Annotated in this window: 19 protein-coding genes, 1 tRNA gene, 1 pseudogene and 1 riboswitch; of the genes and pseudogenes, 8 read left to right on the top strand and 13 right to left on the bottom strand. The window is 69.0% G+C overall.

What is annotated here, in order from left to right; all coding sequences use genetic code 11:
• The first annotated feature begins 16 nt into the window (after positions 1 to 16).
• From PXH83_RS09880 to PXH83_RS09890, 3 genes are read left to right on the top strand one after another with little or no spacing between them, the layout of a single operon-like run.
• Positions 17 to 1,300, top strand: coding sequence for a DUF7224 domain-containing protein (locus PXH83_RS09880; protein WP_274558982.1), 1,284 nt, complete (start codon positions 17 to 19; stop codon positions 1,298 to 1,300).
• A gap of 2 nt (positions 1,301 to 1,302) precedes the next feature.
• A complete protein-coding gene (locus PXH83_RS09885) occupies positions 1,303 to 1,890 on the top strand; it encodes a hypothetical protein (RefSeq protein ID WP_274558984.1) in 588 nt (195 codons plus the stop codon).
• Entirely contained in the window at positions 1,887 to 2,636 is a 750-nt protein-coding gene (locus tag PXH83_RS09890) for an ATP-binding cassette domain-containing protein (protein WP_274558986.1), read from the top strand. The genes PXH83_RS09885 and PXH83_RS09890 overlap by 4 nt, the downstream gene beginning before the upstream one ends.
• Positions 2,637 to 2,904: 268 nt before the next feature.
• Here the strand turns inward: PXH83_RS09890 and PXH83_RS09895 are convergent, their stop codons facing one another.
• The 5 genes and pseudogenes from PXH83_RS09895 to PXH83_RS09915 all read right to left on the bottom strand — a co-directional run bounded on the left by PXH83_RS09895 (position 2,905) and on the right by PXH83_RS09915 (position 11,559).
• The gene (locus PXH83_RS09895; protein ID WP_274562746.1) at positions 2,905 to 6,081 is read right to left on the bottom strand and encodes an amidohydrolase family protein; all 3,177 of its coding nucleotides are present in this window, start codon (positions 6,079 to 6,081) and stop codon (positions 2,905 to 2,907) included.
• A gap of 367 nt (positions 6,082 to 6,448) precedes the next feature.
• On the bottom strand, positions 6,449 to 8,122 hold the full coding sequence (locus tag PXH83_RS09900) for an AMP-binding protein (protein ID WP_274558989.1): 1,674 nt from the start codon (positions 8,120 to 8,122) through the stop codon (positions 6,449 to 6,451).
• A 26-nt stretch (positions 8,123 to 8,148) separates the two neighbouring features.
• Positions 8,149 to 8,739, bottom strand: coding sequence for a lytic polysaccharide monooxygenase auxiliary activity family 9 protein (locus PXH83_RS09905; RefSeq protein ID WP_274558991.1), 591 nt, complete (start codon positions 8,737 to 8,739; stop codon positions 8,149 to 8,151).
• 235 nt (positions 8,740 to 8,974) lie between these two features.
• Positions 8,975 to 10,147 (bottom strand): annotated as a pseudogene (locus PXH83_RS09910) (SPFH domain-containing protein); the annotation flags it as partial.
• Between the two features lie 80 nt (positions 10,148 to 10,227).
• Positions 10,228 to 11,559: a peptidoglycan-binding protein gene (locus PXH83_RS09915; protein ID WP_274558993.1), complete on the bottom strand. Its 1,332-nt coding sequence runs from the start codon at positions 11,557 to 11,559 to the stop codon at positions 10,228 to 10,230.
• A gap of 168 nt (positions 11,560 to 11,727) precedes the next feature.
• Here PXH83_RS09915 and PXH83_RS09920 point away from each other — a divergent pair.
• The 3 genes from PXH83_RS09920 to glxA all read left to right on the top strand — a co-directional run bounded on the left by PXH83_RS09920 (position 11,728) and on the right by glxA (position 16,122).
• A tRNA-Lys gene (locus PXH83_RS09920) sits at positions 11,728 to 11,801 on the top strand.
• Between the two features lie 449 nt (positions 11,802 to 12,250).
• Entirely contained in the window at positions 12,251 to 14,191 is a 1,941-nt protein-coding gene (locus tag PXH83_RS09925; protein ID WP_274558996.1) for a glycosyltransferase family 2 protein, read from the top strand.
• Entirely contained in the window at positions 14,188 to 16,122 is a 1,935-nt protein-coding gene (gene glxA / locus PXH83_RS09930; protein WP_274558999.1) for a radical copper oxidase GlxA, read from the top strand. The genes PXH83_RS09925 and glxA overlap by 4 nt, the downstream gene beginning before the upstream one ends.
• Before the next feature lie 103 nt (positions 16,123 to 16,225).
• On the opposite strand, the gene PXH83_RS09935 is transcribed toward glxA, so the two are convergent.
• The gene (locus PXH83_RS09935) at positions 16,226 to 17,245 is read right to left on the bottom strand and encodes a glycoside hydrolase family 6 protein (RefSeq protein WP_274559001.1); all 1,020 of its coding nucleotides are present in this window, start codon (positions 17,243 to 17,245) and stop codon (positions 16,226 to 16,228) included.
• 342 nt (positions 17,246 to 17,587) lie between these two features.
• Positions 17,588 to 17,753, top strand: a riboswitch (cobalamin riboswitch).
• Between the two features lie 34 nt (positions 17,754 to 17,787).
• Between PXH83_RS09935 and PXH83_RS09940 the strand changes: the two genes are divergently transcribed.
• Together PXH83_RS09940 and PXH83_RS09945 are read left to right on the top strand one after the other, a co-directional pair.
• The gene (locus PXH83_RS09940; protein ID WP_214928415.1) at positions 17,788 to 18,006 is read left to right on the top strand and encodes a CbtB-domain containing protein; all 219 of its coding nucleotides are present in this window, start codon (positions 17,788 to 17,790) and stop codon (positions 18,004 to 18,006) included.
• 17 nt (positions 18,007 to 18,023) lie between these two features.
• On the top strand, positions 18,024 to 18,797 hold the full coding sequence (locus PXH83_RS09945; RefSeq protein ID WP_274559007.1) for a CbtA family protein: 774 nt from the start codon (positions 18,024 to 18,026) through the stop codon (positions 18,795 to 18,797).
• 21 nt (positions 18,798 to 18,818) lie between these two features.
• Here PXH83_RS09945 and PXH83_RS09950 read toward each other — a convergent pair whose 3' ends face one another.
• From PXH83_RS09950 to PXH83_RS09980, 7 genes are all read right to left on the bottom strand, one after another.
• Positions 18,819 to 19,490 (bottom strand): class F sortase, encoded by a 672-nt coding sequence (locus PXH83_RS09950; protein WP_274559009.1) that lies wholly within the window; start codon positions 19,488 to 19,490, stop codon positions 18,819 to 18,821.
• A 1-nt stretch (position 19,491) separates the two neighbouring features.
• Positions 19,492 to 20,070: a hypothetical protein gene (locus PXH83_RS09955; protein WP_274559011.1), complete on the bottom strand. Its 579-nt coding sequence runs from the start codon at positions 20,068 to 20,070 to the stop codon at positions 19,492 to 19,494.
• Between the two features lie 109 nt (positions 20,071 to 20,179).
• Positions 20,180 to 20,959, bottom strand: a complete 780-nt coding sequence (locus PXH83_RS09960) for an HAD-IIA family hydrolase (RefSeq protein WP_214928411.1) — start codon at positions 20,957 to 20,959, stop codon at positions 20,180 to 20,182.
• A gap of 159 nt (positions 20,960 to 21,118) precedes the next feature.
• Positions 21,119 to 22,414: an RNA-guided endonuclease InsQ/TnpB family protein gene (locus PXH83_RS09965; protein ID WP_274559014.1), complete on the bottom strand. Its 1,296-nt coding sequence runs from the start codon at positions 22,412 to 22,414 to the stop codon at positions 21,119 to 21,121.
• A gap of 122 nt (positions 22,415 to 22,536) precedes the next feature.
• Entirely contained in the window at positions 22,537 to 23,595 is a 1,059-nt protein-coding gene (locus tag PXH83_RS09970; RefSeq protein ID WP_274559016.1) for a 2-aminoethylphosphonate ABC transporter substrate-binding protein, read from the bottom strand.
• A 15-nt stretch (positions 23,596 to 23,610) separates the two neighbouring features.
• On the bottom strand, positions 23,611 to 24,441 hold the full coding sequence (locus PXH83_RS09975; protein WP_274559018.1) for an ABC transporter permease: 831 nt from the start codon (positions 24,439 to 24,441) through the stop codon (positions 23,611 to 23,613).
• A complete protein-coding gene (locus tag PXH83_RS09980) occupies positions 24,428 to 25,441 on the bottom strand; it encodes a 2-aminoethylphosphonate ABC transporter permease subunit (RefSeq protein WP_420803215.1) in 1,014 nt (337 codons plus the stop codon). The genes PXH83_RS09975 and PXH83_RS09980 overlap by 14 nt, the downstream gene beginning before the upstream one ends.
• Between the last annotated feature and the right edge of the window lie 23 nt (positions 25,442 to 25,464).

Genomic DNA, 25,464 nt, shown 5'->3' on the forward strand with positions numbered 1-25,464 from the left:
CTCCATACGAGGCCTCATGCGAATCTCCACCTCTCTCCGCACACACCCTGCTGTGCTGGCCATGCCCTTTATCGGCCTCTTCTTCTCCTACATTTTTCTCACGAGCACCCGGCACATCGAGCAGCTCATCGTCCTGCCTTGGGCAGCGCAGGCGGCGTCGTACGCGGTGCATGCCCCCGTCCCGATGGCCGCCGCGGCTGCGGCAGGCCTGACCGCCGTGGAAGCGACCCGGCTCAGGGCTCTGGGCACCTGGGAGTTGGGTACCGCCAAGCCCACGTGGCGCATCGCAGTGCAACCAATCCTTATCACCGTGGTGTCCCTGTCGATGCTGACCGCCGGAGTCATGGCAGGTGGGCTATGGGTGGTCGGCGTCTTTCCCGATCTGTACGTATTGCACCTCATGGGCATCGTGGTAGTCCTGCTCACCGCCCATGCCGTCATCGGATTCGTAATCGGCCGCCGACTTCATGCGCTGTACTCCGCACCACTTGTATCGGTAGCAGTCTTCATAGGCATCAGCTTTCCGCTGGGTACGGACAGCTTCTGGGCGCACCATGTCACCGGGTCAATTGATTGGGTGGGATTCGGCGAGGCCTACTCGCCGGCCATGACGGCAGCCGCGATTCTGCCCACGGTTTGTCTGGCCCTTGCCTGCGTCGCGCTGGCGGGCCCTCGCCGCGTCCATGTCCGCTCTGTCGCCCTGTCTCTCGTCATCGCAGTCGGCGGCCTGCTCGGCGCCTACAGCATCACCATGGATTGGCGTTCGGTTCCTCCGACCTCCAAGGGCTTGGCCCCTGTCACCTGTTTGGGGAACAGGCCCAAGGTATGTCTACCGGAAGCCGGTTCCGATCACATCGGTGAAGTTCAGCCCAAACTCAAAGAGATGATGGGCCAGTTGGAGGCCAGGGGCATCATCGTCCAGAAACCCCAACGTATTACCGATATCGCCGTGGCAGACGCTCGACAGATCGATACCGACGGAGAAGGCTGGACACTCGCCCTCGCGCCGGGCAACGCGAATCAAGCCCTTCGAAAAAACATTGCCATTTCCGTGGTCGGCATGCCCTGCGAGAAACCGAACTGGAACATGCTGCATTACAACACCCTCTGGGTGGCCCAGACCATAGGGGTTGAGAACGATTACATGGCGTGGCTCTCCCGGGAGACTCAAGGGTTCAGCCAAGGCCAAACCAGGGCACAGCTCCTGTCCGAGACAGCCAGAGTGAGCAAGCTGCCCCTGCAGGAGCAGAAGACCTGGTACGCCCAGCAGCTCCGATCCGCCTGCCAGGCAGGTCGCTGAACATGATCTGGTGGCTACGTCAGCGGGGCGCCCTCGGGTTGCTGCCTGGTGCACTGCTCGCTTTCGTCCTGGGCGTCAGCATGACCGGCGGTGTGGCAGTCGTCTTCCCCTCGTTCATGGGGCGCTACGCGATGGTGACGGAGCTCAGCAACTTCGTCTCCCTCATTCCGAGCGTCTCCTTGATCGCCTGCCTCGAGAGGCGGATGCCTTCGGTGGAACGTTCCGCCATCCGCCGACTCGACGCGAGAGACATCATGCTGGTGTCCGGCTTCGCGCTCCTCGTGACAGCAGTGGCTGCGGGAATGTCTCTCCTGGGGTCGGAGGCCACGTTGGCGGCCGCGCGGAACAACCTGCTTTTCTGCGGACTCGCCCTGGGCGCATGGCCTCTGATGGGCCACCGCGCGCCCTTGCTCCCCGTCTTCTGGATGATCCAGGCCATGTTCCTCGGCGGCCGGAGCCGCGACGACCCCTACCCCTGGGTGATCGTCACCGAGGCGGCTCACGTCACCCACGCCACCGTGTGGGCCGCCGCCGTCTTCCTGGCCGGGCTTCTCTCCCTCATCTGCTTCGCACCAAGGACCGACCGATGACTCTGCTGCTCAACCGCGTCACCTTCCGCTACCACCGCTGGGACCGCCCCGTTCTCTCCAGCTTCAGCTACGAAGTCCCCAGCGAAGGCCTGACGATCCTGCTCGGTCCCAACGGCGCGGGCAAGTCGACCACGATGTCCCTCCTGGCCGGCACGGTGGAACCCCTGGCCGGCAGAGTCCTACTCAAGGACTCGACCCTCACCTCCGCCAGCCGCGAATACCGCCGCCACGTGGCCTGGCTGCCCCAGCGGGTGCCGACGTCACGGCAGCTGACCGCCCGCGAATACGTGGCATACGTGGCCTGGCTGAAGGGCGAGAACCGCACCAGCGCATGGGAACGCGCCGGAGCCGTCCTCGACCAGGTGGGCCTCGCCGAGCAGAGCGGCCAGAAGACGGCCAAGCTCTCCGGAGGCCAACTCCGCCGTGTCGGCATCGCCTGCGCCCTCGCCCACGACGCGCGGGTGATCCTCCTCGACGAGCCCACGGCCGGCCTCGACCCGCACCAGCGCACGGTGTTCCGTGACGTGGTGCGGAAGGTCGCTGCCCGCATCCCCGTGCTGATGTCCACCCACGACATAGCCGACCTGGCCGACGAGGCGAACACCGTCTCCCTCATGGACCGCGGCCGCATCCTCCACCACGGCGCAACCCAGAGCTTCCTGGATCACGCACACCCCGACGCCGCCCCGGCCCGCCAGGCCGAGTCCGCGTACTCCGTCCTCATGGGGCTCGAGGGCACCAGCTGATCAGTCCCCCTCCGTCCGGCTCCCACATCCACGGCCATGCTTGCATAGATATGCACCTTATGTCATAATTTTTCCATGACTAGCCCTCTACCCGAGGACGATCTGATGACCAACGGAGCCCACCCCAATGCTCCTGAACCCCCTGTAAACCTCTCCCGAGCCCGTGACTGTGACCAGTGCCTCGGCTGGGGAAGCGTAGTAAACAATGGCCGCTACGAACTCTGCCCGGCCTGCCAGACCTCGAGTACCTGACGGAACACCCTCCCCCTCAGCAGCAGCCGTCGCGGCGCATCTGGTCCGCGGTCGCCGACCAGCCTTTGGGTGCGACGGAGGTTCCTGCGTACGTACGCTCCAGGTCCGCGCGGTCGTGGACCCGGCCGGCGATCAGTACTCGGTCTGTCTTCGCCAGGTCGTCGAAGTCCGTGAACGGGTCGCCGGCGATGACCGTCAGGTCCGCCAGCCTGCCGGGTTCTACCGTGCCCAGGTCCTTTTCAGCGCCGAACACCTTCGCCGGGATCGCCGTCGCCGTGAGCAGGGCTTCGGCCGGAGTCAGGCCGTGGCGTACCAGGGCGCGCAGGGCCAGGTGCAGGAAGAGGCCCACCGGGGTGAGCGGTGAATCCGTGCCCAGGGCTACCTGGCCGCCGCCCTTGAGCACGGTACGTACGGTGTCCATTTCGCGGCGCAGAGCCAGGCGTTCCGTCGGGGCCGGTGTCCTTGATGCCTGCGCGCGGACGGCCTGGGCGTCCCATGGCGGCATCATCGCGGTGACCCGTGGGTCGTCGGCGAGTTCCGGGCTGTCGGCGAGCAGGTGGGTCGCCGTGAAGGGCGTCTCGACGAGGCGCATGCCGCCGCGGGTGTAGTTCTCCACGGTGTCCTGGTGCGTGAGGCCCCCGGCGGTCGCGCCGTGCCCGTGGTCGGAGCGTTCCGTGGCGACGAGGTGGGTGGTCAGGTCCTGGCCGGTCTGGACGCCCTGTGAGCAGAGGTGCGAGCCGGACAGCACGCCGAGGCGCTCGTGGCCGAAGCGGGCCGCCTCCTCCATCATCCAGGCGGGGGCGCGGACGTACGTCTTCACGAAGTCCCAGGCGAGGGCCTCGCCCCGGGACAGTGAGCGGCGCAGCCCGGCTCGGGTGCGGTGGGCTCGGCCCATGCTGTACGCGACGCGGGAGCCGTCGAGGAGTTCGCCGGTGGTGAGCAGGCGGGGTCCGGCGAGGCGGCCTGCGGTGATGTCCTCGCGGAGGCGGGCCTGTTCGTAGCTGAAACCGGCGAGGGAGACAGTGGTGGTGATGCCGTACGCGAGGTTGAGCGCGGTCTGGCGGGCTCCGTACGTGTACTGCCAGGGGTGGGTGTGGGTGTCCCACAGGCCCGGGATCACGGTGCGGGTGGAGGCGTCGACGCGGCGTGCGGTGCGGCGGCCCGGGCGGTGCGGTTCTACGGCGGTGATCCGGCCGGCGCGGATCAGGATGTCGACGTCTTCGCGGACCGGGCCGCCGGTCGCGTCCCAGAGGCGGCCGGCGTGGACGACCGTGTCGACGGGGGTCTGGCGGCGGTAGCTGAGACGGACGGGGACGGTGCGGGGGCGGCCGTCCAGCGGGTGGAGGCGCAGGCGGGTGCCGGAGAGGTAGAGGAGCGTACGGGAGTCCGCGGACCAGGAGGGGTGGTCGGCGGGCTCGTCGTCGGCGGTGACGCGGCGGGGCTCGCCGTCGGGTGTGCCGTCCGGGCGGACCGGGAGCAGCCAGAGGGCCGACTCGCTGACGCAGGCCATGGTCCGGCCGTCGGGGGACCAGACGGGGCCGGATGCGTACCGGTCGGAGAGCGAGACGTGCGGGGCGAGGGGGTGGAGGCGGGAGGCGCCGGTGGTGGTGTCGACGACGCGGATCAGGTTGTAGCCCTCGCGGAAGCGGAGGTTGAGGCGGTTGCGGTCGCAGTACGCCAGGTAGCGGCCGTCCGGCGAGAAGCTGGGACGCCCGGGCAGTCCGCCGCCGCCGAGCGGGGCGGCGAGGATCTGCTCGGTGCCGGAGGCGAGGTCGCGCACGACCAGGTTGCCGGCCAGGTCGAGGGCGGCGAGGCGCTTGCCGTCCGGGGAGAGCGCGGCGTGGACGCGGCCGGGTCCTGTGAGGGCCTTGTCGTCGCCGGTGGACAGGTCGTGGCGGCGTACGGCGTTCAGCCCGGCTCGGTCGTCGACGTACAGCAGCGCCTGTCCATCGGGGGTCCAGACGGGGCCCTGGAGGTAGGTGGTGGGGGCGGCTTGGACGATCTTGCGGGGCGCCGCCGAGGTGGCTGAAGTGGGCGCGATCCAGAGGGCGTTGAGGGCGGCGAAGGCGACGGAACGGCCGTCCGGGGAGAGCGCGGGGAGGTGGATGCCGCGCACGGGGCGGGCGCGCTCCGGCTCGAAGTCGTACGTCTTGGTGCGGTAGCGGGGGCGTACGACGGGCAGAGTCGCCGTGAAGCCGACCGTTTCTGCGGGGGTGTCGCGGTGCGGGCGCAGGATGCGGAACCGGCCGTCGACGGTGAGCAGCAGCCGCTCGTCGTCCAGCCAGCGGGGCGGCGCGGTGGCGATCTCGCCGTCCACCTGGGCAGGCTTTCCGTCGACGACCAGGGTGACTTGCTCGTACCGGCCGGGGGCGGGGGCGAGCGTGGTCAGCCACGCCCGGCGGCCGGCCGGTGAGAGGGCGGGCATCAGGAGGTTGCCGGGACCGGGGTCGGCGTGTTCGACGGTGACGGGGCCTGTGGTTGTGGCCGGGACGGCGGCGATTGTGCGCGACTTGAGGGTGGTCCCGTCCAAGGTGCCGCGTACGAAGACGATCCGGCCCCCGTCCGGCCCCGGCGACCAGACCGGGTCGAAGTCCTCCCAGGCGCCGTCCTGGCCCGGCCCCTGCTGTGCGGGCAGGCCGGTGTGCTGGGTGACCTTTCCCGTGCGTACGTCGACGGACCAGATGCGGTACGGGCTGCCCTTGACCGGGTCGCCGCCGCGCTCGGAGGAGAAGGCGATGCGGGTTCCGTCCGGGGACCAGGCGGGGGCGCGGTCGTCCCAGGGGCCGTCGGTGAGGCGGCGCAGGCCCGAACCGTCCCTGGCCATTGCCCAGATGTGGAACTGGCCTCCTTCGGCCTTGAAGCAGGCGGCGGCGATGTGCCGGCCGTCGGGTGAACAGGCGGGCCTGCTGGGCTCCAGGCCGGGCGGGGTGAGGGCGGTGGCGGGGGAGCCGTCGCGCGGGACGGCCCAGAGGATGTTCTGGACCTCGGCGATCAGGGGGCCGTGGGGGGCGGTGGGGGTGGCTGCTCCGTTGGTGGCGGCGGTCAGGTGGAGTGGGGTGGGCGGCGTGGTGGGGGTGCCGTTGGCCGAGGCTCCGGCCGGGGCCGCGCCGGTGACCACGCTCGCGACGGCACCGGCCGCCACAGCGGCACCGGCGGCTCCGGCGGTGGACTGCAGGAACTGCCTGCGCGGCATGGACGACACAACTGCCCCCTTGGACTCGTGAGTCGAGGTCCTTCCCACTGGGGTGGTTCCGCAAGCAGACGGGCTGGGTTGGTACGGCCAGAGGGGAGGGAGTTCGGCCACATCGACTGGCCGTGCGGCTGGTGGAGGGGGCAGGTGGGGTGCGGGTGCGTTGTGCGGTGCGGGTTGCCTGCGGCGCAGTTCCCCTACCCTTCCCCAAGCTCTCAACTTCGTTCGAGCAGGGGAGACCCCATTCTTCCCGCTGTGACATTTTGCGGCTGCCGCCGCGTGGGGGCTCCGCCCCAGACCCCGCTCCTCAAACTCCCCCAAGGACTTCGTCCAGGGGACCCCCCAACGGGCTGAAATGCCAGGGCCCCCGCTACCCGGCCCCCAGGAGGTGCGCGCGGCCATGGGCGGCGTACTCCGCCGTCAGCGCCGCCACATCCTCCGCCGTCAGCCGGCGGTACGCCCCCGCCTCCGGTGCCGCCCACCACACCGCGTCCTCGCAGCGGAAGCCCTCGCGCCGCAGCGCGACCCGGTGGACCTTGTTCGTTGCCGTCACCGGCATACGCTCCACCACCCGCACGTAGCGCGGTGCCATCTTCGTGCCCAAGTCCGCCTGCGCCGAGAGAAATTGGCCGAAGCCGTCCGGCGAGAACGTCACCCCGTCACGCAGCGCGACCGTCGCCATCACCTGGTCGCCCGCCACCGGATCCGGCACCGCGTAGACCGCGACGGCCGCCGCGTCCGGCCAGCGCGCCAGGATGTTCTCGATCACCGCGGCGGCGAGGTTCTCGGAGTCGACACGGAGCCGGTCGTCCGTACGGCCCGCGAAGTGCAGGAAGCCTTCGGTGTCGCGGAAGAAGAGGTCGCCGGTCCAGTACCAGCCGCCGCGTCTGCGGTCGGCCTCGGCGGCGTCGTTGCGCCAATAGCCCTCGAAGGGGTTCGGGCCCCGGTTGACCAGCTCCCCTATCGCTTCAGAACCGTTGAGAAGTCGGCCCTGCGCGTCGAGCACCGCGCGAGCGCGCTCCCGGCCCGTCTCCGGGTCGACGACCGCGAGATCGTCGCCCGGCGCCGGCCGCCCGATCGCGCCGGGCGGCGTGCCGGCCGTCCGCTGGATCGCGGCGCCGCCCTCCGAGGAGCCGTAGCCCTCGACGAGCCGCACCCCGAAGCGCGCCTCGAAGCGGGCCGCGTCGACCGCGCCCGCCTCCGTCCCGAAGCCGAGCCGCAGCCCGTGGTCACGGTCGTCGGGCCGTTCGGGGGTGGCGAGGAGGTACTGCACGGCTCGGCCCACGTAGGTGAAGTACGTCGCGCCGTACGCCCGTACGTCGTCCAGGAACCGGGACGCCGAGAAGCGCCGACGCAGCGCGATGCCGGCCCCGCCCGCGAGTGCCGGGGCCCAGTCCGCGATGACCGCGTTGCCGTGGAACATCGGCATGCAGATGTAGTGGACGTCGTCGGGCCGCACCCCGAAGTGGTCGACGAGCGACGCTCCCGCTGCCGCGAGCCGCCCCTGCGAGCAGATCGCGGCCTTGGGAGCGCCGGTCGATCCCGAGGTGAAGTAGAGGAGCATCCGGGTGCCCGGGCCGACCCGGGCGCCCGGGACGGTAGCCTCGCCGGGCTTGGCCCCCTCGTACGGGGTGAGAAGGGACTGGTACGCGTGGGTGTCGGTCACCAGCACCCGGATCCCCGGCAGTTCGAGACCGTCGAGGAGGGGAAGGTGGGCGCGTTCGGTGACCAGCACCCGGCAGTCGGTGTGCAGGATGTCGCACGCCAGTTCGGCGCCGCGCCGGGTCGGATTGATACCGGCGACGGCGGCCCCGGCCAGGGCCGCCGCGCTCAGCCAGAGTGGGAATTCCGGTGTGTTGTCGAGCAGTACCCCGAGGTGCGGCTCAGCTCCCGGGGGCAGCAGATCCACGAGCAGCGCGGCCCGCGCGGCGGCGCCTGCGGCGATCTGATGGTGGCTGAGGGTGAGTTCCTGGCACCTCAGCCCCACCCGTTGATCACCCCATTGGCGCCGTACGAGCTCCGCGACGGTGTCTGCGCTCCCCATGGGGCCGCACGGCAACTGACTGGGCGTCAGAACTGAACATCGGAGCAGGCGTAGAAGGCGTTCGCCGTGTCATGCACGGTCCATACCGCCAGGATGATGTGCTTGCCGCTCTTCTGGGTGGGGATGGTGCCCTGGTGGGACAGGGGCGCCGGCGGCTGGTTGCCGCCGTACGGGACGGTCATGAACGGCTGCGACTCAAGTGCCGCCCTGGTCAGCGGCCTGGAGGAGTCCCAGCCGTTCTTGGTGATGAAGTACTTGAAGTCGGTGGTACGGTGCCGGGCGGTGAACTGCCAGCGGAAGGTGTAACCCTGACCTCCACTGACCCTGGTGGCGGGCCAGCTGCCACCGCGCGGGTCGTCGAGCTGCGCGAACCGGCCGTTGCCTCCGGCGCATATCTTACCGTCGGCGGGCCCGGCGGCGGGGAAGCCCTTGGGGCCCTCGACGCTCTGGGGTTCGTACTGGATGGGGCCGCATCCGGTCACGGTGCCGTTGGCGCAGAGCTTCTGGCGGCTGATGGGGGAGTCGGTGTAGCCATGGCTGGTTGCGCTGCCGGTGCCGAGGAAGGACACACCGGCGACGGCGAGGCCTATGAGGGCTGCACCTGTCTTCTTTCGCATGCTTGGCTCCTGGAGAACGTGGGGGAAGTTCTGTGAGCTGTGCGGCGCGCGCGGGGATTGCAGGGATTGCGGGGATTGCGGGACCCGGGGGATTGGGGATGCGTGCGGGTTCCGCGGATCCTGCGGTCTAGACCAAGTTCCAATGTATGGACGGTAGTTGAACATGTCCAGACCAATCCCGGAACGAGTTGCCCCCAAGGACCTCGTCCAGGGGCAAGCCCCAGGGGCTGAAGATTCAGCCCCCTCCCCTGCCCGTATAGAACGCCACCGTCAAGTCCTTCACCAGCGCCTTCCGCTCGTAGTCGTCGAGCTCGACCAGGCCCCGTGAAGTCAGTCGCGTCACCGTGTCGTCCACCGCGTCCACCACCGACGTCAGCACGCTGTCCTGGTGCCGCGCGTCCAGCGCCGCCACCCGCCTGCGCTGCATCGCCGCCGCCACCTCCGGGGCGTACTCGATACTCGTCGGCTGCGCCGAGAAGATGTCGATGCCCACCGGCGCCGCCTCCGCCGACAGCATCCGGGTGAGCGCGTCCCCGACCGCCTCCGCGTCGCGCAGCGTCGGCGCGTCGTCGTGGAAGGCGTCGGCGGGCAACTGCGAGAGGACCCGCGCCATCGCCGCCTCCACCTGTTCGCGCAGATACCGCGCATGGTCCTCGACGGCGAGCATCGCCCGCGCCGTGTCCCTGATCCGCCACACCACGAGCACCACGACCCGCAGCGCGACCCCGTTCGCGTCCACGGCCGGCAGCGGCTCGCTGCGCCAGTGCCTCAGCCGTACGTCGACCCGGCGGCGCAGCACCATCGGGCTCACCCACACAAGCCCGGTGCGCCGCACGCTCCCCCGGTAGTCGCCGAACAGCGAGAGCACCCAGGCGTGTCCGACCCGCCCGCGGCCGAGACCTCCGAAGGCGAACAGGACGGCCAGCACCAGCAGGGCCAGCAGCGCCCACACCGCGAGCCCGATCCCGTTGTACGGCCGAGGGGGCAGCCCGAGCAGCAAGGTCGCCGTCGCCGGCACCGCCCCCGTCCACCACACCACGGCCGCGCCCGCCGCGAGCGCGACCGTCCCCACTGCGACGGCGTACCAGCCGGACGGCGCGGCGCCGGGCCGCTCCGCGAGCCCGGGGTCGGCGGGCGCGGCGGGCCGCCGCACGGATCGGGCCCGACCGGGTGCGGATGCGGACGTGCAGGCAGACGCAGCCTGGAGCGGCGACCGCAGCACTGCTCCAGGCGTGACGCGCGGCTGCTCACCCGTGCCCTGCCTGCGCCGGTTGACCACCGCGGCACCGGACGGCAGCGTCAGCGCGGTGGGCCCGGTGTCGTCGCGGAACAGCAGGTGCACCGGGATCTCGGTGGTCGTCTCGTTCCTGACGAGCGGGGCCCACCGCCCGCTCTCGCCGCCCGGCTCCTCCGCCGACGGGGATGACGGGTACGACTGGGATGGGGACGTGGGGGTGAATGTCATCGTGCCTCTGCCTCCGTCACGCGTCATGCGAAGAGCCGCCGCCAGGTCTCCGGTCCGGGGTAGCCGTCGGCCTCCGCGCCGCGCCAGCCCTGCGCGCGCTGGAACGCCTCGACGTTGCGCCGGTCCTCCTCGGTCCAGCGCGGTCCCGGCCCGTACATGTAGTGCTTGCCGAACCCTTTCTCCACCAGCTGCCTGCCGAGCTTGTCGACGTACATATTCGACTGCCCGGGCCTGAAGTACTCCCGGCCGGGGAAGGCCGACGCCCCAGGGGAAGGAGCACCGCCACCGCCGGTACTCCCCTCACCACCGCCATCCCCGTCCACCGCCGGGATGTCATTGCCCGTGCCCGTCACCAGGAGCCGCCACGTATGCGGCCCCGGCAGCCCGTCGGCCTCGGGACCCTGCCAGCCCTGCGCACGCTGGAACGCCTGCGTCGCGAGCCGGTCGGCCTCGGCCCAGCGCGGCCCGGGGCCCGTGCGGTAGAAGCGCCTGCCGCCCCGCTCGACGAGCATCTCCCCCAGCCGGGTGACATATGCGTTGCTGGCCCCCGGCCCGAAGAACTTCTCGCCCGGGTAGGCCGGTACGGCGGGTTCGGCGCCGCCGCTGCCGTCGGTGACGCCCTTGTAGCGGTACGGCACGTAGCGCGACGAGTTGTTCCAGTAGGCGTACGGGGTGGCCAGCCTGCGTGCGCGCGGCCGCGTCTGCTCGTACGCGATGTACTGGGTGTGCGTGGAGTCGGTCCAGCCGCCGAAGAGCGTCACGTGCGAGCCATTGGTGGGGTTGTCGGGGTTGTGGAAGAGCAGCATGTCGCCGGGCTCCAGCTCGTCGCGCGTGATGCGCACGCCGAACGCCGCGAGGCTCCCGGTCCATTCGTTGCTGCCGAGATTCCAGGCCATCGAGACGTAACCGGAGCAGTCCTGCCGGTAGCCGTCGGACCAGTACCTCTTCATGCTGTACGGGACCTTGGCGTTCACCCAGAGTTTGGCGCGGTCGATGATTTCGGCCCGTGTGATGCTGCGCAGCGCGGGCCTGCCGGTCTGGACCGCGTCGCCCATCCCGCCCGGCACGCCGTACAGCGAGCCGGTCCCGCCCTGCGGCGTCGGGGGGTCGTGGTCGGCGCCCGTCGTGGCCGGTGCGTGTGCGGGGCCCGCGGCGTTGGCGGCGCCCGGTGCGCCGCCGCCAAGGGCCACTCCGGCGGCGGTGGCGAGGACCAGCATTCGGCGGGCTCCATGGGCGGCCGGGTGTCCTTCGCCGTCCGCCGTCAGCCCCAGGGCGGCGGCGCGGCGCTGCTGGCAGCATCCTGCGCAGCCGCAGTCGGCCGGGGGCTCGTACTCCTCGAAGACAGGGATCGTCATGCGGTTCCCCTCCCGTGGGTTGCTGTGGGCGCGTGTGTCACGGGTGACAGTCTTTCAACTGTCGGGGCAAATCGCATGTTGATGATCCAAATGATTGTTAATGGGATAAACCGGCACGGCCGGTCCCGAGCACGCGCGGACGTCGGGTAAAGTTCTCCGGGTCAGCAGGCGCCGCTAGCTCAGTTGGTTAGAGCAGCTGACTCTTAATCAGCGGGTCCGGGGTTCGAGTCCCTGGCGGCGCACGCAGCACCGAGGCCCCCTCACTCCGCGTGAGGGGGCCTCGGTCGTTTCCGGGCACCGGACGGACACGGGAACAGGTACCGCACGGGTGCTCAACCCGTGTCGGAGACCACCCTCAAAGCCCGCGTATGACCGGTAAACACCTTGTTTCACCCTTGCGATCAAGAGTGGGGTCGTAGACCCTATCCTGGAGCCAATGGCTCCAATGGGGCGGGCGGTTCGGCACGTTGGGGGAACGGTCGTGCCACCGGGGGTCTGACGAGGCGCAGGGGTGGGGGCCCCGTTCATGAACAGATCTCGGGGCGGGCATCATGCAACCGGAACGTTGTCGTCCTGTGTCTGTGGGGATGACGGCAGGCCACATATGCGCCCGGGATGGTCGAGGGGGACCGGCCCTGGGCGAAGAGACCGACGAACACACGCAGCCAGCATGCGTGCGGGGGGATGACTCATGACGTCGACGCCAACCGGCGCACGGCACAACAACGACCCTTCCCGGACAGCGCAGCTTCGGGTACCCCCGCAGCTCAGGCCCGGCGGGTCTCGTATGCGCGCCAAAAAGGCGCTGCCGAGATACGACTACGAGCACTACAGCCGACTCGCGGGGCCACTGACCCAGCCCGACCCGGCCAAGCCGTACACCGTGCAGTACCGCTCGCTGCTGTCGCAGGAGCCGCACCGTATCCGCGCGGCCCTCCTGCTGGGCGCGGCGCCGCTGCTCTCGCTCGGCCTGTTCGTCTGGCTGATGCAGCCGGAGCACTGGACCGAGCGCGACCCGAACCTCAAGAACGACACGCTGCTGATCCTCGACATCGTCATGCTGGTCTCGATCGGTCTGATCGAGCTCTTCCGCACGATGAATGTCCTGTCGAACGCGCACGCCACCCTGGTCGCCCGCGACCCGGTCCCCGTGGTGCCCGAGACCGGCACCCGCGTCGCCTTCCTCACCTCCTTCGTGCCCGGCAAGGAGCCGCTGGAGATGGTGACGAAGACGCTGGAGGCGGCGGTCAGGATCCGCCACCGCGGCCTGATGCACGTCTGGCTGCTGGACGAGGGCAACGACCCGGCCGTGAAGGAAGTGTGCGAGCGCCTCGGCGTGCACCACTTCTCCCGCAAGGGCGTCGCCAGGTGGAACCAGGCCAAGGGTCCGCACCGCGCCAAGACCAAGCACGGCAACTACAACGCCTGGCTCGACGCGCACGGTGACGACTACGACTTCTTCGCCTCCGTCGACACCGACCACGTTCCCCTGCCCAACTATCTGGAGCGGATGCTCGGCTACTTCCGCGACCCGAACATCGGCTTCGTCATCGGCCCGCAGGTGTACGGCAACTACGACACCTTCGTCACCAAGGCCGCCGAGTCGCAGCAGTTCCTGTTCCACGCCCTGATCCAGCGCGCGGGCAACCGCTACGGCGCCCCGATGTTCGTGGGCACCTCCAACGCCGTACGCATCAGGGCGCTCAAGCAGATCGGCGGCCTGTACGACTCGATCACCGAGGACATGGCGACGGGCTTCGAGATCCACCGCGCCACGAACCCGGCCACCGGCAAGAAGTGGCGCTCGGTCTACACGCCCGACGTGCTGGCCGTCGGCGAGGGCCCGACCGCCTGGACCGACTTCTTCACGCAGCAGCTGCGCTGGTCGCGCGGCACGTACGAGACGATCCTCAAGCAGTACTGGAGGGGCTACGGCTCGCTGCCCGCGGGCCAGCTCTTCAACTACACCATGATGATCATCTTCTACCCGATGTCCGCCATGAACTGGATCCTCGCGGCGCTCAGCTGCGCACTGTTCCTCGGCATGGGCGCATCGGGTGTGCAGATCGACCCGGCGATCTGGATGATGCTGTACGGCAATGCGTCCGCGCTCCAGATCGGCCTCTACATCTGGAACCGCCGCCACAATGTCTCCCCGCACGAGCCCGAGGGCTCCGGCGGTCTGGCCGGCATGGTGATGTCCGCGCTCTCCGCGCCGATCTACGCGCGCTCGCTGATGGACGCCGCACTGCGCCGCAAGTCCAGCTTCGTGGTGACGCCCAAGGGCGACTCCTCCAGCCCGGACACGCTGTTCGGGACCTTCCGGATCCACCTGTTCTTCATCCTGGTCTTCGGCGGATCCCTCGGCTCCTCCTTCTACTTCGGCCACAACCACCCCGCGATGATCACCTGGGCCACGCTCGCCCTGCTGATCACCGCGGCGCCGATCTTCGCCTGGCGCTGGACCATGAGCCAGGAGAAGAAGAAGAGGAAGAAGGGGCAGACCGCGCCACCGACCCCGACGGACCCCCCGGCCGGTCCCCCGCCCGAGGCCCACGCACCACAGCAGAAGCCCACTTGGGCCTCCTCCGACCAGACCATGCAGATCGCCCTTGGGGGACGTAAGAAATGAACTACCGTCCGAGCCGCCGCACCCGCCGCCTGGCGATAGGTGCGGCGGTGGTGGTTGCGCTGGCGGGAATGAACGGACCCGCGCTCTACCGCTTCGGCTCCGAGCAGTACCACGACTACAAGATCAACCGGCCCGAGTACAAGGCGGAGAACGGCCACTGGGACTTCCTCGACGTCCCGGCCGAATTCAGGATCAACACGATCCATGCCGCCCTGCTGCACACGGGCAAGGTGCTGCTGATCGCAGGCTCGGGCAACAACCAGAAGAACTTCGACGCCAAGAAGTTCCAGTCGGTGCTGTGGGACCCCAGGACCGGCGAGTACAAGATGATCCCCACGCCCAAGGACATGTTCTGCGCCGGGCACACCCAGCTGCCCGACGGGAAGCTCCTTGTCGCGGGCGGCACGAAGCGGTACGAGAAGCTCCAGGGCGATGTCACCAAGGCCGGCGGCCTGATGGTCATCCACAACGAGGACCCCGACGAGCCCAAGACGCTGCCCGCGGGCACGATCTTCACGGGCAAGAAGAACGGGAAGACGTACGTCTCCAAGGACCCGGTCCTCGTCGAGAAGGCCAAGAAGATCTTCGACAAGCAGACCGGCCGGTTCCTGCGCACGGAGGCGGGCCTCGGCCGAATCTACGTCGAGGCCAAGTCGTCCGGCAAGAAGTACGAGTCCGGCACCGAGGACAACTACCGGATCCACGGCCTCAAGGGCACCGACGCCAGGAACATCTACGGAATAGCGCAGAAGCTCGCGCTCGACAAGAAGGACTTCCAGGGCATCAAGGAGGCCTACGAGTTCGACCCGGTCGCGGAAAAGTACATCACCGTCGACCCGATGAACGAGGCCCGCTGGTACCCGACCCTGACCACCCTTCAGGACGGCAAGGTCCTGTCCCTCTCCGGCCTGGACGAGATCGGCCAGATCGTTCCCGGCAAGGACGAGATCTACGACCCCGTCACGAAGAAGTGGGAGTACACCGGGGTCATCAGGAAGTTCCCCACGTACCCGGCGATCTTCCTGATGAACAACGGCAAGCTCTTCTACTCCGGCTCGAACGCCGGGTACGGTCCGGCCGACGAGGGACGTGACCCCGGTGTCTGGGATCTGAAGACCAACAAGTTCAAGAAGATCCCCGGCCTCAGCGACCCGGACAAGATGGAGACATCGGCGACCGTACGGCTGCCTCCCGCCCAGGACGAGAAGTACATGGTGATCGGCGGCGGCGGGGTCGGCGAGTCCGAGAAGTCCAGCGAGAAGTCGCGGCTCGTCGACCTCAAGGAGCAGAACCCGCGCTTCAAGGACGGTGACCCGCTCGACCAGGGCACCCGCTACCCGAGCGCGTCGCTGATGCCCGACGACACCGTCCTGGTGACCGGCGGCTCCAACGACTACCGGGGCCGCGGCGGCTCCAACATCCTCCAGGCGCGGCTGTACGACGCCAAGACCGGCAAGTACCGCCGCGTGGCCGACCCGGCGGTGGGCCGCAATTACCACTCCGGCTCACTGCTGCTCCCCGACGGCCGCGTCATGATCTTCGGATCCGACTCGCTGTACGCCGACGACGCCAACACCAAGCCTGGCGTCTTCGAGCAGCGCATCGAGATCTACACGCCGCCGTACCTCTTCAGGGACGCTCGGCCCACGATCACCGGTGGTCCGAAGACCGTCGAGCGCGGCGGTACGGCGACCTTCAAGTCGGCGCACGCCACGTCCATCAAGGACGCCAAGCTGATGCGGCCCAGCGCCGTGACGCATGTCACCGACGTGGACCAGCGGACCATCGCACTGGACCTGAAGAAGACGAAGGACGGCATCTCGGTCACCGTGCCGAAGAACCGGGCGCTCGTGCCGTCCGGCTACTACATGCTGTTCGTGACGGACGACCAGGGCACGCCCTCGGAGGGCGTCTGGATCGAAGTCCCGTAGCCGTAGCGGACGTACGTATACGGAAGGAGGGGCGCCCGGCCGGGGCGCCCCTCCTTTTGCGTACCTGCGTACCTGCGTACCTGCGTACGTACGTACGTACGGACTACTTCGCGTTGCGGGCCAGTTCCAGCGCGTACTCCGGGTACCACTCGCCCGCCTTCGGGCCGCCCTTGCAGTCGCCGTCCGACTCACCGGGGCGCTTGATCCACAGGAAGGCGTCGACCAGCTCGTCGCCGGTCTTGGTGGTCGGTGCCTCGCCGAGCGCGCGGCCCGGCGGGTTGCACCAGTTCTCCTCGGGGTCGCCCTCGGTGTAGGGGCCGTTGCCGTTGCGGCTGGTGTCGATGACGAAAGGCTTGTTGCCGATCTTCGGCGAGAGCTTCTTGCCGAAGTCCTTGCTCGCCTCGGTGGTCTGGAAGTTGGAGACATTCACCGAGAAGCCGTCGGCCTCCGCTACGCCCGCCCACTGCAGCGGCTCGAACAGCGCGTCGGGGGTCTTCCACCCCGCATTGCCCGCGTCGAGGTACACCTTGGCCTTCGGCTGCTGCTTCAGCCGCTTGATGGCGCCCTTGAGCAGGTCGTACCGCTCCTCGTGGAACTCCTCGGGCGTGCAGTTCTGTACGAGATGCAGCACCGCGTCCGGCTCCAGGATCACGGTGGCCGGGCGGTTGCCGATGCCCTTGGCGATCTCGTCGACCCACGCGCGGTAGGCGTTGCCGTCGGCTGCGCCGCCCTTCGAGAACTGGCCGCAGTCGCGGTGCGGGATGTTGTAGAGGACGAGCAGTGCGTCACGGTCGGCCTTCTGGGCCGCCTCCGTGAAGCCCTTCGCCTGGGCCTCGGCGTTCTCCGGGCCGATCCACTCGGCGGTCGGCTGCTCGGCGATCTTCCTGATCAGCTCGGCCTTCTCGTCGTCGCCTTCCTTGGCGTACGAGGCGACCTGCTTCGCGGCGTTTCCTTCCGGATTGACCCAGTACGGATCGCTGCCCTTCGGCTGCTGCTTCACCGGCGGCTGATCGGCCGAACCGTCCCCGTCACCCTCGGAGGAACAGCCCGCCAACAGCAGCGCAGCACCCACCGCGGCCACTCGGACACCCCAACGCCGACGGCCGCTGTAACTGCCGTACATCCACTCCCCCTTGGTGCACTGAATCTGCGAGGACCGCCCGGCCCCTCCCCGGACACAACCGGTCGAAACCATCCTGACACACGCGTACTCACTGCAACGAGCCGTCGCTTCTTCGTAGGCGAGCTGTTACAGCCACAGTCGGCAATCGCATGGTGACGTGGCGTCAAAAAAACCCTAGGAACGGCAGCATGTCCGTTCTAGAGTGACCCTTCGAACCTTCGCACCTCCCGCGCCTGCGCCGGGCTTCTCCCGCAGCTCGCGCGCCCGCGGTCGAGGACCGGCCCGGCCGGCGGCTCCGGGGGGAGCGAGCCGTCGGCCGGGCCAGGTTACGGGCCCTGTTGACAGTGTCCGGCCATGGCTGGGACTCTCCCCAGGACAACTCCACACATCGAGGCGACGGTGGACAGGAACCCGGTGCAATCCCGGGACGGTCCCGCCACTGTGACCGTACGAGAGGCGACAGCCCCCCGTACGGAAGTCAGGAACTGACCCGTCGTCCTCCTGAAATGGGGCGTGGAAACCCCAGAAGGAGGCCCACCGGTATGTCTCTGCACACTGCGCAGCACACCGACACCGCGGCGGCAGCGTCCGCCACGACCACCACCCGCGACTGGCTGATCATGGCCGGTGCGGCGATCATCGCCGTGATCGCGCTCTACGCGGTCTTCATGGACAACGGCACGGTCATCTCGGCGACCGGCGACTACCTGCACGAGTTCTCTCACGACGGCCGGCACCTCTTCGGTGCCCCTTGCCACTGATCGGGGCCGTACGAACCATGTCCACACCTGTACTCCCCCTGCTCGGGCGCGGTCTGGCAGCGGGCGGGGCGGCCGGCCTTGCCGCCGGGCTCTTCTCGCTGCTCCTCGCCGAGCCGCTGATGGACCGTGCGATCCGCCTCGAAGAGGCGCGCTCGGCCAAGGAGCACGCGCACGAGGCGGCCGCCACGGCCGTTCAGCACCACGAAGAGCTGTTCTCCCGCTCCACCCAGCACGTCGGCCTGGTCGTCACCGCGGTGGTGGCGGGCCTCGCCCTCGGCATCCTCTTCGCCCTCGCCTACGCCCTGGTCCACCGCCGCACCGCTCCCGGTGACCGGCCCTGGCCCCGCGCCCTGACCTTCGCCACGGCAGCCTTCCTCGCGGTATCGCTGCTGCCGGGCCTGCGCTACCCCGCCAACCCGCCCGGCGTCGGCGACTCCGGGACCGTCAGCAACCGCCAGGCCCTGTGGCTGGCCGCCGTCGTGATCGGCATCCTCGGCATGGTGCTGGCGTGGCAGATCTACGTACGTCTGGCGGACCGGTCCGTTCCGGTGCGGCAGATCGCGGTGGCCATCACGGCGGTCGCCACGCTCGCGGTGCTCTTCGCACTGCCGGGCAACCCGGACGAGGTTCCGGTGGCGGCGACGCTGCTGTGGGACTTCCGGATCCTGTCGCTGGCCTCGCACGCGCTGCTGTGGGCGGTGTTCGCGGCGGTCTTCGGGGCGCTGGGCCTGCGCGCGGCGGCCCGGACGGCTCCGGCACCGGCTCCGGGTTCGGCTCCGGTAGCGGCGTAACAGCGACTGATCAGCGACTGATCAGCCCTTGGCCGCACCCGTGAGGTAGGCCGAGACCACCACGTTCGCCGTGTAGGTGCGGGCCTTTCTGTCGTACGTGCCCCCGCAGGTGATCAGGCGCAGCTCCGCCCGGTCGCTCTCGCGGGGGCCGTACACCTTCTGCGGGTCGAAGCGTTCGCGGGTGAAGACCTGGACGTCGTCGATGGTGAACTCCAGGGTTTCACCGCCGGTCCCTGTCACCCGGACCGTCTCGCCGGGCCGGGCGGCGCTCAGGCCGTAGAAGACGGCCGGTTTGCTTTCGGTGTCGACATGGCCGACGAGCAGGGCAACGCCCGCCGCGCCGGGCCTGGTTCCGTTGCTGTACCAGCCGACCTTCGACGGCTGGTCGTACGGCGGCGGGTCCACGGCACCGGACGCGTCGAGGCCACGTGGCACGACCGGGGCCGTCACACCTATGGCGGGGACATCGACCCGCCGCGGCATCACGCCGCCCTCGAACGGCACCTGCGCGGGAGGCAGCGGATCCCCGAGCGGGCGGCCGACGGCGGCGGCGTCACCGGTGGTCGGGGCCGAACTGCCGCCGGGGCCCTCGGTCGCGTCGCGGCCCCAGACCCACAGCCCGAGCAGCAGCACCACCCAGGCGACGCCGGTCAGCAGCCTGCCGCCGCCGGCCGGGCGGTCCTCGGCGGACATCTCAGTCCTGGTCCGTCGTACGTCGGCGGCGTACGCTCCGGAACGCCACGGCCACGGCCGCCACGCCCGCCAGAATCAGGCCGATCACGGTGTGCCGCGTTCCCGGGCCCTCTTCCTCGGGTTCGGCAGCGGCCTGCTCGGACGTACCGCCGCCCCCGGCATGCACAGGTGCGGTGGGCGTCCGCCCGGCGTGGTCCTTGGTGTGGTCCTCTGTGCGGTCCTTGGCGTGGCCGGCGACGGCCACGGCCACTGTGCCGCCGACCCTCGGGTTGCCGTCCTGGCACTTGACCCGGACCTCGTAGTCCTGGGCCCGGGCGTCCGAACGGATGCGGGCTTCGGCGAACAGGCCACCGTCCGCGGCCGGATTGAGACGGGCGGGCGCCGAGAAAGCCTCGGACGTGCCGGTCGCCTGTTGGCCCTGGCATGCATCGACCCGCAGGTCCACCTCCCCACCCGGCTCGATGGTGGACGGCGTGACGGCGATCCGGCCCCGGCCGTCGTCGGCGTGAGCGGCGGGCGCGGGAGCGATGACTGCCGCGGCCACCGCCCCCGCACACAAAGCGAGCTGCAGTGAACGCATGGTGAACCTCCTGGTACTCCGAAGATTCACGCCTTTGGCCGTTTTCGCATCCCCAGACGCCCGTCACTGCGCCGTACGGGCGCCCTCGGCCCCCTGCACGAGGGATGCGTCAGATGCGGTCGACGAGGTCCGCGATCGAGTCGACGACCGTCGACGGCCGGAACGGGTACCGGTCGACGTCCGCGGTCCCCGTCAGCCCGGTCAGCACCAGGAACGTCTCCATGCCCGCCTCCAGGCCCGCCAGGACGTCCGTGTCCATGCGGTCGCCGATCATCGCGCTGGTCTCGGAGTGCGCGCCGATCGCGTTGAGCCCGGTCCGCATCATCAGCGGATTGGGCTTGCCCGCGAAGTACGGGTCCTTGCCCGTCGCCTTGGTGATCAGCGCGGCGACTGCCCCGGTGGCGGGCAGCGGGCCCTCCCGGCTGGGGCCGGTCTCATCCGGGTTGGTGCAGATGAAGCGCGCACCGGCATTGATGAGCCGGATCGCCTTGGTGAGTGCCTCGAAGCTGTACGTACGGGTCTCGCCCAGGACGACATAGTCCGGGTCGTGGTCAGTCAGGACGTAACCGATGTCGTGCAGCGCGGTCGTCAGACCGGCCTCGCCGATGACGTACGCCGTGCCGCCGGGCCGCTGGTCGTCGAGGAAGCGGGCGGTGGCGAGCGCGGACGTCCAGATGTTCTCGACGGGCACGTCCAGGCCCATGCGGGCAAGGCGTGCGTGCAGGTCACGGGCGGTGTAGATGGAGTTGTTCGTCAGTACCAGGAAGGGCCTGCCCGACTCGCGGAGCCGCTTGATGAAGGCATCGGCGCCGGGGATGGGCGTGCCCTCGTGGATGAGAACGCCGTCCATGTCGGTGAGCCATGATTCGATCGGCTTGCGCTCTGCCATGTGCCGGACTCCTGCCGTACGCAAAAAATGCTGGGGCGCCCGGACCACACCGTCGCGGGCGCCCCCAGCCTAATCAGACCGCTGTGACCTTGACCCCGTCGATCACCCATTGACATCCCCGGTCCGGTAAGGGAGCCGGTTGCCCTGGCAGTAAGTAGGTCAGGCTGCGCTGGGCTGGTTCACGCGTGCGCCTGCCACTGTGGTGCGGTGGCGACTCGACTCCTTGCGGGGCCTGCGCGTGCTCTTGGTGACCGTGCCGCCCATCCGGCGGGCACGGGCCTCGATCTCGATCGAGGCTGACTTGTCGGCGTGACCTGTGAATCCGCAATGCACGCACGCGAACTCCCTGCCACAGCCGACGCGGTTTCTTGGATCCCGTTCGCCGCAGGACGGACAGGTTTGCGACGTGCCGTGCGGCGGCACCGGACGCAGTTCAGAACCGTACTGGCGGGTCTTGTACTCCAGCTGACGGCGGCGCTCCCCAGGGATGTTGTCGAGAATCGCCCGGTTGAGTGCGGCCTTCTGTTGAACGCGGGCTCCCGGCTCGACCACGGTGCCTTTGGCTGTGGCAGTCATGCTCGTCACGCGCAGATCCTCGATGCCGACGAAGCCGTGGTTCTTGGCAAGGTCGGTGGTGAGTTTGTGCGTGAAATCCAATCGCCGACGGGCCTGGCGTGCCTTGAGATCCGCGATCTGCGCGAGAGTCTTGCGCAGCCGTTTGCTGTATCGCCCTCCGTTGTGCCGCTTCGCGTGCTTGATCTGGCGAGCCTTGCGCTGCTCCAGCCCGCGCAGCCTCTGTTGCTCACCGGGTGTCAGAGTGGGGCGCATCAGTCGCGGCTCGTCCTCGGTGGACACGTACGCCGAGACGGCCACACCGAAGTCAACACCGCAGCCCGACTTACCATTCGGAGCTGCATCCACCACACCCGTATGGATGCCGAAGCACACATGCCAGCCCTGACCGTCCCTAACAACGGTGCAATTGCGGACAGCGCCGCCCAGGGCGCGAGACAGTCGAAAGCGCAGCCAACCCAGCTTCGGGACCCGCACCTCCGCCCAGTGGCGGTTCAGCTTTCGCACGTGCAGGGCCTGCCCCGGAAACGGGATACTCATCGCTGAGCTACGCCTCTTGAACTCGGGATGGCCAGCCGGATGGTCCGGGTTCGCCATGTTCAGAAACGCCTGGTCCAAACGCCGAAGCACCTGCTGCCCGGCCTTCGCCGGTAGATCACTGAGCCAGTTCACCGTGTCGTCCGCGTCATTGCGTACCTGGGTCAGCAGCAGCGACTGCTCCGTCGACCACACCCACGTGCCGTCGTGCTTGCGGCCGACCATCATGCGGTGCTCCAGCGCCAGGTTCCACAGCGCACGGGCGTCATGCCCCCATCCGGTCAGGACCTCCTCCTGCTCCGGTGTCGGGTAAGCGCGGTACTTCCGCCCCCGGTCAGCCTTCACCGCACCTCCCCAGCACGTCCGACTGCTCGAACTAACGAACCGGGGTCAAACGGGTTACGGGCTTCGCTAAACGCTCCCGGTCAGCTCACCGGCACGGGAGCGTGGAGTTGGACCCATTGTTTCTAGCTGCCCGTGGCGTTCCTCCAGGCGTCGATGTAGTCGTCGAGGTTGGTTCCGATGTCGTTCCAGTCCGGCTCGAAGACCTCAACTCCCTTGAGAATGCTGGCCAGTTCGGTGGCGTTGGCGTCCGTGGCCTTGATGTCCGTACGGGCCGAGAAGCCGCCGCCGATCTCGCTGACCTGCTGCTGGGCGCCCTCGGTGAGCATGAAGTCGAGGAGCTTCTTGCCGTTCTCGGTGTGCGGTGCCTTGTCGACCAGACCGGCGGCGTAGGGCAGCGCGAAGGTGGTGGGCCTGGAGCCGTCCTTCGCCGGGAACCAGATGCCGATATTCGGCATGGACTTGGACTGCGCGAAGTTCATCTGTACGTCGCCGTTGGCGACCAGGATCTCGCCCTTGTCGACCTTCGGCGCGAGCTTGGAGGTCGAGGAGGACGGGCCGACATTGTTGGCCTGGAGCTTCTTCAGGTACTCCATCGCCGGCTCCTTGCCGCCGAAGTCGTGCATCGCCTTGATGACGACGGCGGTTCCGTCGCCCGCGACACCGGGCGTGGAGTACTGGAGCTTGTCCTTGTAGGAGGAGTCGAGGAGGTCCTCCCAGGTCCTGGGGCTCTCCTTGAGCTCCTTCTTGTTGTGGATGAACCCGAAGTAATTGTTGACGACGGAGGTCCACTTGCCGTCGGGCGCCTTGTCGGCGGAGGCGACTTTGTCGGCGCCCTTGGGCTCGTACGCCTTCAGCAGGCCCTTGGCGTCTGCCTGCTGGATGAAGGGCGGCAGGGTGACGATGACGTCGGCCTGGGTGTTCGACTTCTCGCGGACGGCGCGTTGCACCATCTCGCCAGAGCCGCCCTCGACGTACTTCACCTTGATGCCGGTCTTCTTCTCGAAGTCCTTGAAGACCTGGTCGTACCAGCCGTCACCGTTCTCGCCCTTGAGGCCGTCGGCGCTGTAGACGGTGACGACCTTCTCGTCGGAGGCGGCGGACGAGCCGCCGCACGCGGTGAGGGAGGAGGCGAGGGCGAGGCCGCCGGTGACGGCGGCGACCGTCTTGAGGGAGGTCTGCATGACGTTTCGTATCTCCTAGCGGTACGAGGCTTTGGTGCGGATACGGGAGACGGCGAGCAGCACGAGCAGCGTCGTCCCCATGAGGACCACGGCGACCGCCGAGCCGGTGAAGAGGGAGCCGCGGTCGGTGGCCGTGAAGATCTGCACCGGGAGCGGCGTCCAGTCCGGCGGGTAGAGCATCATCGTGGCGCTCAGCTCGCCCATGGACAGGGCGAAGCACAGCCCGGCGGCCGCGTTGAGCGACGGCAGCAGGAGCGGGAGCTTCACCTTCCACAGGACGTACGAGGGGCTGGCCCCAAGAGATGCGGCGGCCTGCTCGTACATCGGGTCCAGTCGCAGGATGGCGGCCGAAACCGACTGGTAGGCAAACGCCGTGACAAGAACGGCGTGCGCGAGGATCACAATCCAGCGTGTGCCGTTGAGGAGGAACGGCGGCTGGGAGAACGCGACGAGGACGGCGAGACCGACGACCACGGAGGGGACGGCGACGGGCAGCATGAACAGCGCGTCGAGCACTCTCCCCCATAGCCTGAAGGGCATGGGAGGGACCCCCTCGCCTCTGTTCTTCAGCGAGGCCGCGGCAAGGGCGGCCCAGGTGCCGAAGGTGAGCGCGAGCAGGCTCGCGGTCAGGGCGGTGACCAGGCTGGTGGTGAGCGCCTGCAGGGACTCTCCGCGTACGGCCGATGTGTAGTGCTCGGCGGTCGGGCCGGAGGGGAAGGCGCCGGACCAGTTGGTGGAGAACGACGCGGCGACGATGACGAGCATCGGCAGCGCGAACAGCGGAACGAAGAGGACGAAGAAGAGAACCCGGGCCGCCCACTTCCCCGTACGGCTATGCACCAACACGTCGGCTCACCACCCGGTAGAGGCTGTAAAGACCCACGGAGATCGCGATGTTGACGACGGCGACGACGCACGCGGCCGGGTAGTCGGACTCCAGGATCGCTTTGCCGTACACGAGCATCGGCAGGGTCGTGACGCCCTTGGCCCCGGTGAAGAGGACGATGCCGAACTCGTTCAGGCACATGACGAGGACGAGGGAGCCGCCTGCGGCGAGGGCGGGCAGCGCCTCGGGGAGGATCACCCGCCGGACGATCCGGGCGGGCCGTGCGCCGAGTGAAGAGGCCACCTCCAGCTGCGCGGTGTCGAGCTGCGAGAAGGCGGCGAGGAGCGGCCGCATGACGAAGGGTGTGAAGTAGGTGATCTCGGCGAGGAGTACGCCCCACGGGGTGGTGAGGAAGTGGAACGGTCCCTCGGCGGCGCCTGTCACGTCGGTCCAGACGCCGTTGGCCATGCCGACCGTGCCGTAGATGAACAGCAGGGCGAGGGTGATCAGGAAGGACGGAAAGGACAGGAATACGTCGATGAACTTCGCCACCGCCTTGCCGCCGGGGAAGGGCACGAAGGCGATGACGAGGGCGAGTACGAAGCCGAGGACGAGACACCCGACGGTCGCCCCGACGGCCAGCCACACGGTGGTGCCCAACGCCTCGCGAAACGCCTCGGACGCGAAGACCTCGGCGTAGGGCTCGAAGGACGTGCCGCCTTCGTCGGGCGAGAAGGACTGCTGGACGACGAGGGCGAGGGGGTAGAGGAAGACGAACGCGAGAACGGCAATGGGCGGCAAGGCCCAGACCCAGCGGGGGACGGCACGGACGGTCGTGCGGCCGGGCACGGCGGGCCGTCCAGCATTGCGGCGCGCAGTGTGCGGGATCGTGGAGCGGTTGTCGATACCGGCGACGGGCGGCGACGGCGAGGTACCGCCCACCGGGGGACCCGCACCTTCCCCACTGTCCGCACGGGTGGTGCGGGTGGGTACCGCAGCCCGGCCGGAGGCCGGGCGCATCCCACCACCGCCCGCAGGCACAC

It is taken from the genome of Streptomyces spiramyceticus (assembly GCF_028807635.1).
GTDB classification, from domain to species: Bacteria; Actinomycetota; Actinomycetes; order Streptomycetales; family Streptomycetaceae; genus Streptomyces; species Streptomyces spiramyceticus.